At 70.9% G+C, this 15882-nt stretch carries 20 protein-coding genes; 11 read left to right on the top strand and 9 right to left on the bottom strand.

From position 1 onward, the window contains the following. The first annotated feature begins 37 nt into the window (after positions 1 to 37). Positions 38 to 439, top strand: coding sequence for a DUF3052 domain-containing protein (locus ABD932_RS19910; RefSeq protein WP_345014606.1), 402 nt, complete (start codon positions 38 to 40; stop codon positions 437 to 439). Between the two features lie 115 nt (positions 440 to 554). Here ABD932_RS19910 and ABD932_RS19905 read toward each other — a convergent pair whose 3' ends face one another. Next, on the bottom strand, positions 555 to 1619 hold the full coding sequence (locus ABD932_RS19905) for a hypothetical protein (RefSeq protein WP_345014604.1): 1065 nt from the start codon (positions 1617 to 1619) through the stop codon (positions 555 to 557). Between the two features lie 422 nt (positions 1620 to 2041). Between ABD932_RS19905 and ABD932_RS19900 the strand changes: the two genes are divergently transcribed. Next, positions 2042 to 2935 carry a glycosyltransferase family 2 protein gene (locus ABD932_RS19900; protein ID WP_345014602.1) on the top strand — a complete coding sequence of 298 codons (894 nt, stop codon included), beginning with the start codon at positions 2042 to 2044 and terminating at the stop codon, positions 2933 to 2935. 318 nt (positions 2936 to 3253) lie between these two features. Here the strand turns inward: ABD932_RS19900 and ABD932_RS19895 are convergent, their stop codons facing one another. Genes ABD932_RS19895 through ABD932_RS19885 form a run of 3 tightly spaced genes read right to left on the bottom strand, consistent with a single transcriptional unit; the run spans position 3254 to position 6324 of the window. Then, positions 3254 to 4957, bottom strand: coding sequence for a bifunctional 3'-5' exonuclease/DNA polymerase (locus tag ABD932_RS19895; RefSeq protein WP_345014600.1), 1704 nt, complete (start codon positions 4955 to 4957; stop codon positions 3254 to 3256). 34 nt (positions 4958 to 4991) lie between these two features. Beyond that, positions 4992 to 5786, bottom strand: a complete 795-nt coding sequence (locus ABD932_RS19890) for a Clp protease N-terminal domain-containing protein (protein ID WP_345014598.1) — start codon at positions 5784 to 5786, stop codon at positions 4992 to 4994. A gap of 31 nt (positions 5787 to 5817) precedes the next feature. Next, the gene (locus ABD932_RS19885) at positions 5818 to 6324 is read right to left on the bottom strand and encodes a GNAT family N-acetyltransferase (RefSeq protein ID WP_345014596.1); all 507 of its coding nucleotides are present in this window, start codon (positions 6322 to 6324) and stop codon (positions 5818 to 5820) included. A gap of 56 nt (positions 6325 to 6380) precedes the next feature. Between ABD932_RS19885 and ABD932_RS19880 the strand changes: the two genes are divergently transcribed. Then, complete coding sequence (locus ABD932_RS19880; protein ID WP_345014594.1) at positions 6381 to 7496, top strand: DUF2786 domain-containing protein; 1116 nt, start codon at positions 6381 to 6383, stop codon at positions 7494 to 7496. 32 nt (positions 7497 to 7528) lie between these two features. On the opposite strand, the gene ABD932_RS19875 is transcribed toward ABD932_RS19880, so the two are convergent. The 4 genes from ABD932_RS19875 to rpmB form a co-directional block, all read right to left on the bottom strand. Further along, positions 7529 to 8062: a DUF4232 domain-containing protein gene (locus ABD932_RS19875; protein ID WP_345014592.1), complete on the bottom strand. Its 534-nt coding sequence runs from the start codon at positions 8060 to 8062 to the stop codon at positions 7529 to 7531. Positions 8063 to 8115: 53 nt separating this feature from the next. Continuing rightward, positions 8116 to 8658 (bottom strand): hypothetical protein, encoded by a 543-nt coding sequence (locus tag ABD932_RS19870; RefSeq protein ID WP_425587492.1) that lies wholly within the window; start codon positions 8656 to 8658, stop codon positions 8116 to 8118. Positions 8659 to 8769: 111 nt separating this feature from the next. After that, positions 8770 to 9075 (bottom strand): 30S ribosomal protein S14, encoded by a 306-nt coding sequence (gene rpsN / locus ABD932_RS19865; RefSeq protein WP_345014590.1) that lies wholly within the window; start codon positions 9073 to 9075, stop codon positions 8770 to 8772. Further along, entirely contained in the window at positions 9075 to 9311 is a 237-nt protein-coding gene (gene rpmB, locus ABD932_RS19860; protein ID WP_126393989.1) for a 50S ribosomal protein L28, read from the bottom strand. Before rpmB ends, rpsN begins: the two co-directional genes overlap by 1 nt. Positions 9312 to 9372: 61 nt before the next feature. Between rpmB and rpmG the strand changes: the two genes are divergently transcribed. From rpmG to ABD932_RS19835, 5 genes are all read left to right on the top strand, one after another. Further along, a complete protein-coding gene (gene rpmG, locus ABD932_RS19855) occupies positions 9373 to 9537 on the top strand; it encodes a 50S ribosomal protein L33 (RefSeq protein ID WP_030573688.1) in 165 nt (54 codons plus the stop codon). 8 nt (positions 9538 to 9545) lie between these two features. Further along, complete coding sequence (locus tag ABD932_RS19850) at positions 9546 to 9794, top strand: type B 50S ribosomal protein L31 (protein WP_250086703.1); 249 nt, start codon at positions 9546 to 9548, stop codon at positions 9792 to 9794. A 13-nt stretch (positions 9795 to 9807) separates the two neighbouring features. Next, positions 9808 to 11001 carry a CobW family GTP-binding protein gene (locus ABD932_RS19845; protein WP_345014583.1) on the top strand — a complete coding sequence of 398 codons (1194 nt, stop codon included), beginning with the start codon at positions 9808 to 9810 and terminating at the stop codon, positions 10999 to 11001. 4 nt (positions 11002 to 11005) lie between these two features. Next, positions 11006 to 11239, top strand: coding sequence for a 30S ribosomal protein S18 (gene rpsR / locus ABD932_RS19840; RefSeq protein WP_345014581.1), 234 nt, complete (start codon positions 11006 to 11008; stop codon positions 11237 to 11239). Positions 11240 to 11569: 330 nt separating this feature from the next. Continuing rightward, on the top strand, positions 11570 to 11788 hold the full coding sequence (locus tag ABD932_RS19835; RefSeq protein WP_126400040.1) for a DUF397 domain-containing protein: 219 nt from the start codon (positions 11570 to 11572) through the stop codon (positions 11786 to 11788). Between the two features lie 92 nt (positions 11789 to 11880). Here ABD932_RS19835 and ABD932_RS19830 read toward each other — a convergent pair whose 3' ends face one another. Beyond that, the gene (locus tag ABD932_RS19830) at positions 11881 to 12408 is read right to left on the bottom strand and encodes an ATP-binding protein (protein WP_425587491.1); all 528 of its coding nucleotides are present in this window, start codon (positions 12406 to 12408) and stop codon (positions 11881 to 11883) included. A gap of 333 nt (positions 12409 to 12741) precedes the next feature. Between ABD932_RS19830 and ABD932_RS19825 the strand changes: the two genes are divergently transcribed. The 3 genes from ABD932_RS19825 (at position 12742) to ABD932_RS19815 (ending at position 15855) form a co-directional block, all read left to right on the top strand. Beyond that, positions 12742 to 13566: a helix-turn-helix domain-containing protein gene (locus ABD932_RS19825; RefSeq protein ID WP_126400042.1), complete on the top strand. Its 825-nt coding sequence runs from the start codon at positions 12742 to 12744 to the stop codon at positions 13564 to 13566. A gap of 119 nt (positions 13567 to 13685) precedes the next feature. Continuing rightward, complete coding sequence (locus tag ABD932_RS19820; protein ID WP_345014577.1) at positions 13686 to 15146, top strand: aldehyde dehydrogenase family protein; 1461 nt, start codon at positions 13686 to 13688, stop codon at positions 15144 to 15146. Between the two features lie 67 nt (positions 15147 to 15213). After that, positions 15214 to 15855 carry a PadR family transcriptional regulator gene (locus ABD932_RS19815; protein WP_345014574.1) on the top strand — a complete coding sequence of 214 codons (642 nt, stop codon included), beginning with the start codon at positions 15214 to 15216 and terminating at the stop codon, positions 15853 to 15855. Positions 15856 to 15882: the final 27 nt, after the last annotated feature.

Genomic DNA, 15882 nt, shown 5'->3' with positions numbered 1-15882 from the left:
CGGACAAGTCGGATTCCTGTGCATGGAGATGGCTGTCATGAGTGACTCCGGTACACCGCTCGCCAAGAAGATCGGCATCAAGCCGGGCCACCGTCTCCGGCTCCGTCACGCACCCGCCCACTGGGAGGTCCCCGGGCTCCCGGAGGGCTGCGACGTGGCCGAGGGAGGCCCAGGAGGCGCGGACGCCACCATCGCCTTCCACCGGTCCTACGGCGATCTCGTCAAGGAAGCCCCTGCCCTGGTCGACGACCTCGCCGACGACGCCATGCTGTGGATCGCCTGGCCCCGCCGCGCGGCGGGCCACGTCAGCGACATCACCGAGAACTCCCTCCGCGACCTCTTCCTCCCGCTCGGCGTGGTCGACGTGAAGGTGGCGGCGCTGGGGGAGGACTGGTCGGGCCTGAAGTTCGTACGGCGGCGGGAGAACCGGCGTACGTGACCCGCCGACCGTCTGCGAAACGGCGACGTGTGCCTTGTCGTCCGATGCGGTCGCCGGCGTTTCCTGTCGGGGTGTTCGTGTCGGCGGCGAGGCTCAGTACCCGGACTCGGGTTCACTAGTCGCCCCCACCGCCACCACCCCCGCCGTCACCGCCCCCGCTGTCGCCCCCACCGCTGTCCCCGCTGCTGCCGCCGTCCGCACCCCAGCCGTCGCCGCCGCCGGGCTCGTTGTCGTCGCTGCCCCGCCCGAGGTTGCTGAACCAGGCACGGTCCCACCATTCGTCGGCAGCGAGGGGTTCACCCTCGTTCACCGGGCGCCGCTGCGACCGGAACCGTGCCAGGCCCGTGGTGTCCCCCAGCCCGAAGGCGACGGCGAAGACCTGCGCCATGACGGCATCCAGCGGGTCCGGGCTCTCGTACCGCACAGGGGACAGCGGCAGCAGGACCGAGCCCTGCTCGAGCACCGGTCGGCGCGGGGGGCGCGTCAGCAGGGCGACACGCTGTTCGTTGCGCAGCAGCCACGAACTCCCCGCTTTCTCCCGCCGCAGCACCCAGTGCTGCCCGGGCAGCCACACCTCCACAGAACTCTTCGACTTGCGCAGCTTCCTCGTGAGGCTGAGCTCCGCCGTGACGTCGCCGACCGTCAGACGCAGGCCCTTGGACGGTTCGGAGGCGTCGGCTCGGAAGCCGCGGGGCGCGCGGATCCGTACGACGGGAGCGTACGGACCCCATACGTCCACGCGCACCAGGCGCCGGTCCACGGCGACCGTGACCGGCCCGGCGGGCCCCGGCGCGAACCGCCGCGCGATCCACAGCGGTACGCCCTCGGCCCGGGCCCGGGCCCCCAGAGCGGCCACCTGATCCGGCCCGCCGCACCGCCAGACCGCCAACTCCCCCAGCCTGTGGGCGAACTCGGCGGCCCGGCGCACCCTCACCGGTGTGGTGGTGCCGGTGACGCGGGTGACGGGGACGATCCCGGTCCCCTCCGCCACCCGCTGGAGCGGGCGCTCCGCCCCACCGCCCCCGAGCCACCACCCGCGCTGGAACGCCTCGGCCATGGCGCCGAAGTTCAGCTCACTCGACGGTGTGGTCCTGCCGCCCCTCCGCAGCCGGTCCTCGGTCAACTCCACGGTCCGCGCCAGCGGATTCCACGACTGCTCGCTGTAGAGAACCTGGCTCACCACAACCCCCATCCCCCGCGGCCGGCTCAGCACGGCCCACCTTCACACGCTCCGCTCCCGCCCCGCTGTCGGGGCGTGGCGCTCTGCCGGGCCATGCGTGCGGCTTTCTTCGCTTCGCGGTGCCTGTCGCCCAGCCGCGTCGAATGATGTCAGGAGACTCCCTCGACGCGGCAGTTGGGCCGACCGTGCCGGGCTTTCGGTGCAGGTGCCTACGGCGTAGCCGCGGACATCGAGATCGGGCGGGCTCACATCATCGCGCGGTTCTGCCCGCTCCCCTCTCGCTGTGGCGTACGGCACAGGGAGCAGCCGCATATGACCGCCGTCCGTCATACAAATCGGCGTACTCAAGACGTCCTTGCAGTGAACGACTAGCATCCGCCGGAAACCGTGGCCGGGGCGAAGTGACGGAATGAGGGCTGGACATGACGGAACCGAGGATCGCCGTCGCCGTGGTGACCATGGGCAACCGCCCCGCCGAGGTCGACGCGCTGCTCGAGTCCGTGGCCAAGCAGGACCTCGCCCCCACCCGGATCGTCATCGTCGGCAACGGCTGCCCGCTGCCCGAGTTCGCCGAACGGCTGGGCCTGCCCGGCGAGGTCACGCCGATCGAGCTCGACGAGAACCTCGGCTGCCCCGGCGGGCGCAACGCGGCCCTCGCGCGGCTGCGGGAGTTCGGGGACGTCGACGTCGTGGTCGACCTGGACGACGACGGGCTCCTCGTCGACGCCGACGTACTGCGCCGCGTACGCGACCTGTACGCCGCCGACGACCGGCTCGGCATCGTCGGCTTCCGCATCGCCGACGAGTACGGCGAGACACAGCAGCGGCACGTGCCCAGGATCGGCAAGTCGGATCCGCTGCGGGGCGGTTACGTCACCGGCTTCCTCGGCGGCGGGCACGCGCTGAGCATGGCGATGCTGGACGAAACCGGGGACTGGCCCGCCGAGTTCTTCTTCGCCCACGAGGAGACGGACCTGGCCTGGCGGGCGGCCGACGCCGGCTGGCGCATTCTCTACGCCCCCGAACTCCTCCTCCAGCACCCGAAGACCTCGCCCGCCCGGCACGCCATCTACTACCGCGTGACCGCCCGCAACCGCGTCTGGCTGACCCGCCGCCGACTCCCGCTCGCCCTCGTTCCCGTCCACCTGGGCATCTGGATCCTGCTCACCCTCGCCCGCAACCGGTCGCCCGCCGGCCTGCGCGCCTGGTTCGGCGGCTTCCTGGAAGGCGTACGGGAACCGGCGGGCGAGCGACGCCCCATGCGCTGGCGCACGGTGTGGCGGCTCTGCCGACTGGGCCGGCCGCCGGTCATCTGACCGAAGCCATTGGTCGCCGGTCAAAAAGCCAAAGCCATCGGCCGCCGCTCATGTGGCCAAGCCCATCGGCCGACAGTCACGCGACCACGCCATCGGCCGACCGTCATCCGACCAGGCCCGTCGACTGACGGGACGCGGGCCCCGGCCGTTCACCTCTGACGACCGGGACCCACACGCGCCCCCGGATCCGGCCACGGCGGCGACGCTCCCCCGAGCTGCGTGTCTACGCACGCACCGTCGGGCCGGACCCGATGTAGTGAGATTAAGCCATGTTGACGGAACGCCAACAACTGGCCAAAGGTGTTTTTTGACACTCGATCACTTCGCGTCGGCATAACACTCCACCACCGCAGTGGTGAACGGAAACCGCACCGGCGTCTCCCCGAACGTCAGCCGCCCGGCCAGGTCCGCCGCCTCGCGGATCGCCGTCACCACCGCCTCGGCCTCCTCCTCGGGACAGTGCACGATCACCTCGTCGTGCTGGAAGAAGACCAGTTCCGCCGCCATGCCCGCACAGGTCTGCCGCAGCGCGGCGAGCAGCAGCAGGGTCCAGTCGGCGGCGCTGCCCTGGACGACGAAGTTGCGGGCGAAGCGGCCCCGGGCACGGGCGTTGGTGGAGGCGTAGCCCGGCACCCACTCCTGCGGCCCGGAGCCGTCGGCCGACTCCTCGCGCGCCTCCGGTATCGGGATCCCCGCCTCCTCGGCCGCGTCGTCCGACGCCCCGGCCGCCGGGGGACACGTCCGCCCCAGCCAGGTCCGCACGAGCCGCCCCTCCTCCCCGGCCCGCGCCGCGTCGTCGACGTACGCCACCGCCCTCGGGAAACGGCGTCTGAGCGCGGCGAGGTTCTTGAGTCCGTCGCCGGAGGTCTGGCCGTAGACGGCGCCCAGCACGGCGAGCTTGGCCTGATCGCGGTCGCCGGAGAATGCGCGGTCGGAGACGGACTGGTAGAGGTCGTCCGCGCGCCCGGCCACCTCCATCAGCCCGGGATCACGCGAGATCGCGGCGAGCACCCGCGGCTCCATCTGGTCGGCGTCGGCCACGACGAGCCGCCAGCCCGGGTCGGCGACCACCGCACGCCGGATGACCTTCGGAATCTGCAGCGCGCCCCCGCCGTTGGTCACCCACCGCCCGGTGACCGTCCCGCCCGCGAGGAACTCCGGCCGGAACCGCCCGTCCCGCACCCAGTCCTGCAGCCAGGACCAGCCGTGCGCCACCCAGATGCGGTACAGCTTCTTGTACTCGACCAGCGGTTTCACGGCCGGATGGTCGAGGGACTCGATCTCCCAGCGGCGCGTCGATCTGATCCTGATCCCGGCCTGCGCGAAGGCTTTGACGACGTCCGCGGGGAGATCGGGCCGCACCCGGCGCCCGAACGCGGCCGACACCTCGTCCGCCAGCTCGGCCAGTCGGCGCGGCTCCCCACCGCCGGCATACCGCTCACCCAACAGCTCGTGCAGCACCCGGCGGTGCACCTCGGCGCTCCAGGGCAGCCCGGCCCGGTTCATCTCGGCGGCGACGAGCATGCCCGCCGACTCGGCCGCGGTCAGCAGCCGCATCCGCTCCGGGTGGGCGGTCGCCTCGTGCCGGCGCTGCTGGTCGGCGTACACCTCGACGAGGTCGGCGAGCGGCACATGGACCGCCTGCGGCTCGAAGAGCGAGGACTGCGAGCCGGGTTCGGCGGCCCGCTGGGGCGGGTCGGGCGGCACGGGGCGGCCGCGCAGCCGGGCGAGGGCGGCGGCGGCCGACCTCGGCTCGCCGTACCGCCCCTCGTGACCGAGCAGGAGCGTCTCGGCGTCCTCGATGTCGTAGCACCGCTCGACTCGCACCCCCGTGGCGAGCAGCCGCGGATAGACCTCGGCGGTGGACCGCCACACCCACCGCGCGACCTCCGGCCGCCCCCGCACGGCCGCGGCCGCGTCCGCCTCCCACCGCACCGGCCCCGCGGGCAGCCCGTCCGGACCGAGGGGGGCGATCTCCACGCCGCCGTCCTCGGCCGGAGCGAGCGCCCACCGGTCGGTCATGCTGCGAGTGTGGCACCCGGGTCTGACAACGCCCTCAGCCCTGCTCCTCACCCTGCTTCTCGCCCCGCTCCTCGCCTTGTTCGTCGGCTGCCTTCCGGGTCGTCTCCTCACCGCTCTTCAGGAACTGGGAGAGCAGTTCGACGACGTACTCCTCCATCGCCTCCTTGGAGAGGCCGAGGCCGGACAGGACGCCGGTGCCGTTCTCGAACTCCAGCAGGGCCAGCAGGATGTGCTCGGTGCCGATGTAGTTGTGGCCGAGGCGCAGGGCCTCGCGGAAGGTGAGCTCCAGGACCTTCTTGGCGGCGGAGCCGTACGGGATGAGCTCGGGAACCTCGTCGGCGGCCGGCGGCAGCGCGGCGGTGGCGGCCTGGCGCACGGAGTCCAGGAGGATGCCCTGCGCCGTGATCGCCTTCGCGGCCAGGCCGTCCGGGTCGGCCAGCAGCCCGAGGACCAGGTGCTCGGGGCGGCCCTCGGCGTTGCGTGCCGCGATGGCCTCGTTGTGGGCGGCCACCACCGCGTTGCGGGCACGCGGCGTGTAGCGGCCGAAGCCCTGCTGCGGGTCGAGGTCGATCGACTCCTTCGGCACGAACCGCTTCTGCGCGGCCTGCCGCGTGACGCCCATGCTCCTGCCGATGTCGGTCCAGGAGGCACCCGATCGCCGGGCCTGGTCCACGAAGTGGCCGATCAGATGGTCGGCCACCTCACCGAGGTGATCACCGGCGATCACCGCGTCCTGGAGCTGGTCGAGGGGCTCGTCGTGGACCTTCTTGATGGCCGCGATGAGTTCGTCGAGTCGTACGGATGACGTGATGGTCGGGTTCGTCGACATGTGTCAACCGTAGGTTGACGCGACCGGGTCGTCAACCCGTGGTTGACATCGACTCTCTGAGTGGCTTGGCGAAGCAGCGGCTGTCGGAATAGCCGCGATAGGGACCGAAGTTGGCCGTCCGCTCATATCCGCTGGAGGTGTAGAGCGCCATGGCCTCCGGCAGGGGCGTGCCCGTCTCCAGCACCATGCGGATCCGTCCGGCGGTCCGCGCACTGTCCTCCAGCGCCCGCAGAATCCGGCGGGCGAGTCCCTGACCCCGCGCCTGCGGCACCACGTACATGCGCTTGACCTCGGCGTCGCCGTCCGCGTACCCCTCCTCGTCCTCCTCCTGGGCACGCCAGCCGCCGCAGGCAACGGGCTCGTCGTCGCGGTAGGCGACGAGGAAGAGGCCGTCCGGCGGGTCGAAGTGGGCCGGGTGCAGGGGGGTCATGTCGTCGTAGCCGTAGCGCCGCATGTACTCGGCCTGCGCGAGGGCGGAGAGCTGCACGGCGTCGGAGTGGTCGAAGCGGACGCGGCGAATCTCCCACATGGAATCCATGACGGCGGAAAGTAGGCGCGGCCCGCCGGCCTCCACAACGGAATTACGATCCCTTGGTGAGCACGCCCAGCACAGTCGACCGCGCCTTCGAGGCCGCCCTCTACGCCACCGGCCACACCGCCCTCGACGCCGGCGCCTCCCTCCTCGCCGCCGACACCGCGGCGGACGCCGAACTCACCCGGCGCGGACAGGAGTTCGTGGCGGCCGCCTGGCGGCGCGGCTGGCAGCCGGCCGATGTCGTACGGCTCGTGCGGCGCGACCTGGACGACGTGCACGTACGACTGCTCGCGGCGCTGATCCGAGCGCAGCAGCCGTACGACGGCCCCCGCGGCCCGCGCTGGAACGCCCAGCTCGACGACCTGCCCGCCGAGGCCCCGCCCCGCACGGACCGCTTCTCGCACGCGACCGCCGTCCTGGAGCTGTACCGCCTCCTGCTGCGCCTGCCCACGCTGGAAGCCCTGGACCAGGCGGCCGAGCCGGCCACCCGGGCCGCCGGGCCCGAGTCCCGCATGCTCACCCGCATCCGCGCGCTGCTGGCGAAGGCGGAGGCGACCGGCTTCCCCGAGGAGGCGGAGGCGCTCACCGCCAAGGCGCAGGAGCTGATGGCCCGGCACAGCATCGACGACGCGCTGCTCCCGACGCCCGACCACGCCCCGAAGGACACGCCCGGCGCCTGCCGGATCGGTGTGGAACCGCCGTACGAGCAGGCCAAGGCCGTCCTGCTGGACGCGGTGGCGACCGCCAACCACTGCCGTGCCGTGTGGAACGAACCCTTCGGCTTCTCCACGGTCGTCGGCTTCGAGGCGGACCTGGAGGCGGTCGAGCTTCTCTACACCTCGCTGCTCGTGCAGGCCCAGACCGCGATGACGAAGGCGGAGGCGGCCCAGCGCGCGGGCGGCCGCAAGCGCACCAAGACGTTCCGGCAGTCGTTCCTGGCGGCCTACGCCCACCGCATCGGCACCCACCTGACCGCCGCCGCGCGGACGCAGGTGACCCAGGACCTGCTCCCGGTCCTCGCCTCCCGCGAGGTGGCGGTCACCGACCGCCTGGACCGCATGTTCCCGGAGACGACCACGACCCGCCTGCGCGGCGTCAGCGACGAGGCGGGCTGGGTGGAGGGCTCGGAGGCGGCCGACCGGGCCCGGACGAAGGCCCGGCGGCCGCTGCGCTGAGCCGCGTCAGTGGCCGGAGTGCGGGAGCCGCGTCAGTCGCCGGACTGCTGGAACCCGGTCACCGAGGCCTCCGGGGTCTGCCCGTCGCTCTTCAGCGCGATGTCGCCGTACGACCACTTGAAGCTGTGCGGCTCGGCCGCCCCGGGCAGCGAGATCTTCACCGACTTCACGGCGAGGCTCTTGGTGCCGCCTCCCTCGCCCCGCACGTAGGTGAGGGTGAAGGAGGTGGAGGCCTCCTTCGCGAGGGTCGTCTTCTTCGTCACGGCGGCCTCGTCGGGCGCGACGGTGGTCACGGCGCTGCCCGCGTCGAGCTCGACGCCGGGCAGCCCGTCCAGGACGCACGTGGCGCCGCCGCGGTTGGTGACGGTGACGGGCACGTTGCCGGTGTCCCCGGCGGCGGGGGCGGCGTTGGCCGGCCCGAACTGCACGGCCAGCTGGTCGGCGCAGGCGGAGGCGGCCTTGCTTTCCTTGCCGCTGTCGGCGTCCGCGGCGTCTGAGCCGTCGTCGCAGCCGGTCAGCAGGAGGGCCGCGGCGAGGGCGGCGACGGTGAGGGAGGTGGCGCGCATGGAGTCCTTCAGGGAGTGACGTCGGAGATCGCGTGCAGTCCCCGAATCAAACCTCACGATCCCAGACCCGCCGTGGGCAGCCCTGTCGGCAGCGCGTCGCCCTCCGCCCTGGTGTACGTCTCCGCGCCCAGGCCGCCCTCCCAGGTCACCTTCAGCGAGGTCTTGCCGACGGAGTCCACCATCCCGGTCGCCCGGTCCTTGCTGCCGTCGCTGCACTTGAGGCGGATCATCCGCATCCCGTCCTCCTCACCGGCGGTCCCGCTGCACACGGTCCCGCCGGTCGCGAAGAGCCCGGCCTCCTTGCCGGTGACGACCAGCGCGACGGCCTTGCCGTCGGTCGTGGCGAGCCAGTTGCCCTCCAGGCCACCGGCCGCGGAGCCCGACCCTCCCGTACCGCCGCCCGTGTCGGCACTGGCCGATGCGGAGGCGGAGGCGCTGGGACCGGAGTCGCCCGTGGGGGTGGCGTCGGAGTCGGAGCCACCGTCGCCGCCGCAGGCGGTGAGGGCGAGCGCGCCCGCCAGGGACGCGGCCACGGCCGCGACCCGCATCCGCCGGCCCGACATCGTGCGCGTACGCGAGAAAGTCGCCGAGGTCACTGGAAGCTCCCAAGCTGTAGCGGTCGGCATACGGCCGAATCGGCCTACATGGCCGAAACGACCGCAGCAAGTTACCAGGGAGTCCGGTCGGCGCCCCAGCACCCGCCCGACCTACCAGGACGCCTTGCGCACCCCCGGCAGATACCCGGCATGCGCCTGCCCCCGCAGACTCACCCGGGACAGCCCGAACGTACGGAAGTAGCCACGCGGCCGCCCGTCCACCTGGTCCCGGTTGCGGACGCGCGTGGCGCTGGCGTCCCTCGGCTGCCTGCGCAACTCGCGCTGGGCGGCGAGCCGTTCGGCATCGCTGGACGACGGCCGCCGGATGATCTCCTTCAGCTCGGCCCGCCGCGCGGCGTACCGGGCCACGATCTCCTGCCGCTGCTGGTTCTTCGCGATCTTGCTCTTCTTGGCCATCAGACCTTCACTCCCCGGGCGCGGATACGGGCGACGGCCGCCTCGACTCCGATGACGTCGACCGTCTTGATCCCCTTGGCACTGAGCCGCAGCCGCACATGCCGGCCTTCACTGGGCAGCCAGTAGCGCTTGGTCTGGATGTTGGGGTCGAAGCGGCGGGAAGTCCGCCGGTGCGAGTGGGAAATGGTGTTGCCGAAGCCGGGCTGGGCGCCGGTCAGCATGCAGTGGGCGGACACGGTGACGAACCTCTCCTCAGTCGCTGCTGTTAATGGAATTCATTTTCAGTAAGATAGCAGCATGGCACGCAACGAACTCCGCCCGGTCATCAAGCTCCGGTCCACCGCCGGCACCGGCTACACCTACGTGACCCGCAAGAACCGCCGCAACGACCCGGACCGCATGACCCTGCGCAAGTACGACCCGGTCGCCGGCCGCCACGTCGACTTCCGAGAGGAGCGCTGAGCACCACCATGCGCAACGGAATCCATCCGCCCTACGGCCCCGTCGTCTTCCGTGACCGGGCCGCGAACCACGCCTTCCTCACCCGCTCGACGATGACCAGCGAGAAGACGATCGAGTGGGAGGACGGCAACACCTACCCGGTCGTCGACGTCGAGATCTCGAACGTCAGCCACCCCTTCTACACGGGCACGGCCCGCGTCCTGGACACGGCCGGCCGCGTGGAGCGCTTCGAGCGCCGCTACGGGAAGCAGGGCTGACGAGGTGGCCGTGATGTCCGGTCTCTCCGTCGTGATCGTCGGCGGGCTGCACACCGACGCCCGCAAGGCGGCGGTCGCGCACCTGCTCGCCGACGTTCCCGACAGCGTCGTACTCCACCACGACCTGGCGACGGCCGCCGCCGGCACGGTCGTCCGCACGATCCGCGACGCCGCCGGCCTCGTGAGCGCCGGCGAGGCGCCCCTCGTCAACGACTGCGCCTGCTGCGCCCTGCGCGAGGACCTGGTGCCGGAACTGATCCGGATCCGGGACGTGGGCGGCACCCGTATGGCGATCGTCGAGCTCTGGGACTCCGTGGAGCCCAAGGCGATGGCCGAGGTCGTCACGGCCGGCGGGCTCCAGGTCACCGGCGTGATCACCGCGGTCGACCCGGCGCTCGTCCTGCCGTACCTGGGCAACGGCGACGACCTGGCCGAGGGCGGGCTGGCGGCCGCGGCGACGGACCAGCGCACGGTCGCCGACACCTTCGCGCGCCAGCTGGAGTACGCCCCGGTCCTGGCCGTCGCCGACTCCCCGGAGGCCGACGACGAGGACCGCGAGCTGCTGGCCCAGCTCCACCCGACGGCCCGCCAGGTCCCGATCGGGCACGGCGACCCGACGCCCGCCCCCGCCGACGACCTGACGGTGCCGGCCCCGCGGCGCCGTCCGCTCACCCCCCTCGCACAGGCGGCGTTGGCCGGCTTCGACGTCGAGTCGGCCGCCGCGGCCCAGCACCCGGCGTGCGCCCTGCTCCCCGCCGAGGCGGACGCGCACGGCATCTCGACCCTCGTCTGGCATCGGCGCCGCCCCTTCCACCCGGAGCGGCTCTACGAGGCGCTGGAGGACATCACCTGCGCGGCCGCGCGCAGCCGGGGCCGGTTCTGGCTCGCCGACAAACCGGACGTACTGCTGCACTGGGACGCGGCGGGCGGCGCCCTGTGCGTGGAGAGCGTGGGCCCGTGGCTCGCCTCGCTGCCCGACGCGGCCTGGGACATGGTCCCGCCGGTCCGCCGGGCCGCCGCCGCACTGGACTGGCACCCCGAGCACGGCGACTGCTGCCAGCACCTGGTCTTCACGTCCCCCGGCCTGGACCGGGACGGCCTCGCCGAGCTCCTCGAGTCCTGCCTGCTCACGGACGCCGAGTACGCCGCCGGGCGCGACGCCTGGAAACAACTCCCGCCCGCCTTCGACACACTCCTGGAGGTCTGACCCCATGCCCCGCAAGCCCGACCGCAAGCCGGCCAAGCCCCGCCCCAACCCCTTGGACCAGGCCGGAATCACCTACGTCGACTACAAGGACACCGACCTCCTGCGGAAGTTCATCTCCGACCGCGGCAAGATCCGCAGCCGCCGGGTCACCCGGGTGACGGCCCAGCAGCAGCGCCGACTGGCCACGGCCATCAAGAACGCCCGCGAGATGGCCCTGTTGCCGTACGCGGACCGCTGAGGGGGCCCCTCGATCAACCTCCCCAACCGGAAGGGCACTTGGGGTTTGGAACAACAACGCCGCGGAACGCGTCTCTTCCTAGTGCACGAGGGATTCGAGGCGTCCGCAGGAAGCAGGACGCATGTGATGCGATCCCGGGGGCATGCGCTGGAACGCATATAGGGCCGCGTACGTCACAGGAGTAACCGCAGGAACACCCCGCGTGCACGTGCATCTGCTCATGTAGCTGCACGTGAAACAGAGCTATGATCCGGGAGCAGTTTGACCACTGCACCTCAACACCACTGCACCGCCGGGGAGCGACCTGTGGACCGCGACGTGTACAACGGCATGGCAGCCACGGCTCTGACCGGGGTGGCCTGGCAGAAGAGCAGGCACAGCAACTCCCAGGGCTCCTGCGTGGAGTTCGCCCGCCTTCCCGGCGGCGACGTGGCAGTGCGCAACTCCCGCTTCCCGGACGGCCCGGCCCTCGTCTACACACGTGCCGAGATCGAGGCGATGCTCCTCGGCATCAAGGACGGCGAGTTCGACCACCTGGTCGCGGGCTGACGCCGACGCCGCGTAGGCGCAACCCGGGGCAATCGGGATCTTACGTGCAGTAACGCGCGTAGAACCGCAGCGTCATTCGACGCTGCGGTTCGTCATTCGACCGGGCTGGCAGCCGTCCCCGGCGCCCCGGCCGCCTGCAGCCGGAACAGGGCCCAGACCACCTTGCCGCTGAGCGTTCCCGCCAGCGGATGCCACCCCCAGCTGTCGCTGAAGGAGTCGACAAGGAACAACCCCCGCCCGGACTCCGCCGAGAAGTCGTCGGAGTCGCGCGCGACCGGACTGTCGTCACTGGGATCGCGCACCGCGCACACCAGCCGTTCCGTCCACCGCATCAGATGCAGCCGGACGGGCGGCGCCTGCTCGGGCATGCGCTGCGCACCCGCCGGCAGCGCATGTCGCAGCGCATTGGTCACGAGCTCCGAGACCACGAGACAGACGTCGTCGAAGCGATAGCCCAGTTCCCACTGGTCAAGGGTGCGCCGGGTGAACTTCCGCGCCTCGCGCACCGCTTCGTAGCGGGCGGGCAGCGCACAGGAGGCGGCGTTGGACACGGCTGCGGGATCCAGCGGCGGAAGGCCCTGCCGTAACGGCTCGAGCATGGTCGATCCATTCGTCCCCATGCGAGGCACTCCCGGGAATTCGCGGTCGTTGCGATGCAGCGGTTGCGCGGGACCATGGTTTCGGATGCGCAGAGCAGATGCAAGGGCAGATGCACGTGCACGTGACCGAATTGGACGCTCCCGTACCGCTTGTTGGCCATTTTTTCCGCCAACTTCACGCCCTCTCCTTGTCTTCCGCTGTCTTCTTCGTGAGCGGAATCCTTGACTTCTTTCCATCTCTGTAATCGGACGAGTACTGCTCGAAGTGATTTAGTGGCAGACTGCGGGCCCTGAAGACGGTTGGGGAGGCTGGCGAACGTGAGCGCGGGAGAGCCCGGATCGGTGGTGCGGCGCATGCTGCTCGGCTCGCAACTGAGGCGACTGCGGGAAGCACGCGGGATCACGCGCGAGGCTGCGGGTTACTCGATCCGCGCCTCCGAGTCGAAGATCAGCCGGATGGAGTTGGGCCGGGTGAGCTTCAAGACGCGCGACGTCGAGGACCTGCTGACGCTGTACGGCATCACGGACGAGGCGGAGCGCAACTCGCTCCTCTCCCTCGCCCGCGAGGCCAACGTCGCGGGCTGGTGGCACAGTTACTCGGACGTCCTGCCCAGCTGGTTCCCCACCTACGTCGGCCTGGAGGGCGCGGCCAGCCTCATCCGGGCGTACGAGGTGCAGTTCGTGCACGGTCTGCTGCAGACCGAGGACTACGCCCGCGCGGTCGTGCGGCGCGGCATGAAGGGCGCGAGCGAGGCGGACGTCGAGCGCCGCGTGGCGCTGCGTCTGGAGCGGCAGAAGTACCTCGTCGCCGAGAACGCCCCCGAGTACCACATCGTCCTGGACGAGGCCGCCCTGCGCCGTCCCTACGGCGACCGCGCGGTGATGCGCGGTCAGCTCCAGCACCTGATCGAGATCTCCGAGCATCCGAACGTGCGGCTACAGGTCATGCCGTTCGGCTTCGGCGGCCACTCCGGAGAGTCCGGCGCCTTCACGATCCTCAGCTTCCCGGAGTCCGACCTCTCGGACGTCGTCTATCTGGAGCAGCTCACCAGCGCGCTCTACCTCGACAAGCACGAGGACGTCGCCCAGTACGAGCGGGCACTCAAGGAGCTCCAGCAGGACAGTCCGGGGCTGGACGAGAGCCGGGATCTTCTCCGGGGACTCCTTCAACTCTCTTGAAACACAAGTACGATGACGTGTGATCAGGCCGTGAAGACGATCATGGTGGGCGATCGTGAATGACGGTCAAGTCGATCGGATCAAGTCGATCGGGCGTCTGCTACGGATTGAGGGATCACATGTCGTCGTACTTCACCGACCTGGCTCAGCAGTACATCGACGGTGAGTGGCGCCCGGGTACCGGCTCCTGGGACATCATCGACTTCAACCCGTACGACGGCGAGAAGCTGGCGTCCATCACCATAGCCACGGTCGACGAGGTGGATCAGGCCTACGAGGCGGCGGCCCGCGCCCAGAAGCAGTGGGCCGCGACCAATCCGTACGCCCGCCGCTCCGTCTTCGAGAAGGCGCTGCGTCTGATCGAGGACCGTGAGCAGGAGATCGCCGAGGTGATCACCGCCGAGCTCGGCGGCACCCGGCTGAAGGCGGGCTTCGAACTCCACCTCGCCAAGGAGTTCCTGCGCGAGGCGATCCACCTGGCCCTGCGCCCCGAGGGAAAGATCGTCCCCTCTCCGGTGGACGGCAAGGAGAACCGCGTCTACCGCGTCCCGGTCGGTGTCGTGGGCGTCATCAGCCCCTTCAACTTCCCCTTCCTCCTCTCCCTCAAGTCGGTCGCCCCGGCCCTCGCGCTCGGCAACGCCGTGGTCCTCAAGCCGCACCAGAACACCCCGATCTGCGGCGGCTCCCTGGTGGCGAAGATCTTCGAGGACGCGGGGCTCCCGGCCGGCCTGCTGAACGTCGTCATCACGGACATCGCGGAGATCGGCGACGCCTTCATCGAGCACCCGGTCCCGAAGGTCATCTCCTTCACCGGCTCCGACAAGGTCGGCCGCCACGTCGCCACCGTCTGCGCCTCGCACTTCAAGCGCTCGGTCCTCGAACTCGGCGGCAACAGCGCGCTGGTGGTCCTCGACGACGCCGACGTCGACTACGCGGTCGACGCGGCGGTCTTCAGCCGGTACGTCCACCAGGGCCAGGTCTGCATGGCCGCGAACCGCGTCCTCGTGGACCGCTCGGTCGCCGAGGAGTTCACCGAGAAGTTCGTCGCCAAGGTGAAGACCCTCAAGGCCGGCGATCCGCGCGACCCCGAGACCGTCATCGGCCCGGTCATCAACTCCTCCCAGGCGGACGCGATCTCGGCCACCGTCGAGCAGGCGATCGCCGACGGCGCGACAGCCCTGGTGCACGGCACGACGACGGACAACCTGGTGCGGCCCTCCGTCCTCACGGACCTGCCGGCCGACTCGCCCCTGCTGAAGCAGGAGGTCTTCGGCCCGGTCGCCTTCCTCGTCCCCTTCGACGGCGAGGAGGACGCCGTACGCCTTGTCAACGACACCCCGTACGGCCTGAGCGGTGCCGTCCACACCGGGAACATCGAGCGGGGCGTCGCCTTCGCCAAGCAGATCGACACCGGCATGTTTCACGTCAACGACGGCACGGTCCACGACGAGCCGATCGTCCCCTTCGGCGGCGAGAAGCACTCCGGCCTCGGCCGCCTGAACGGCGAGACGATGCTGGACGCGTTCACGACGACGAAGTGGATCTCGGTACAGCACGGGCGCAGCGGCTTCCCGTTCTGAGCCGACCACGGGCCGCTACCCGGGGCTGATCCCGGCCCCGGCGCGGCGCCGTCCTAATCTGGACCGCATGTCAGCGATCCGTCTCCTCGTGCTCGGCGCGGTCCGGCAGCACGGGCGGGCCCATGGGTACCAGGTGCGCAACGACCTGGAGTACTGGGGCGCGCACGAGTGGTCCAACGCCAAGCCCGGCTCGATCTATCACGCCCTGAAGCAGATGGCCAAGCAGGGGCTGCTGCACGCCCACGAGATCGCGCCGTCCACGGCAGGCGGTCCGCCGCGTACGGAGTACGAGATCACCGAGAAGGGCACCGAGGAATATCTCGGGCTGGTCCGGCAGTACCTCACCAGCTACGACCAGCGGCCGGACGTCCTGACCGCCGCGCTCGGCTTCATGGTCGACCTGGACCGCGAGGAGGTCCTCGCCCTCCTCGAGGAGCGGGTGCGCAGTATCGAGGGGTGGCGTAAGGCCGTCACCGAGTACTACACACCCGAGGAGGGCCCGGGGCAGCTCGGCCACATCGGCGAGATCATGAACTTCTGGGTCCACTCCGCCGACACCGGCGCCGAGTGGACCCGCGGCCTCATCGAACGCATCCGGGGCGGCGCCTACACCTTCTCCGGTGAGGGCGACCCGTTCGTCGCGGTCCTCGCCGAGGACCAGGAGAACCCGTACGCGACGGGGGACCGGCACCCGGAGGACGACCGCTAATCAAGTTTGACTAAGTGGAGGCCCGGG

The organism is Streptomyces shaanxiensis, assembly GCF_039537145.1.
In the GTDB taxonomy this organism is placed as follows: Bacteria; Actinomycetota; Actinomycetes; order Streptomycetales; family Streptomycetaceae; genus Streptomyces; species Streptomyces shaanxiensis.
Note: the sequence above shows the minus strand (reverse complement) of the source record. Positions and strands in the feature narration are given on the sequence as shown.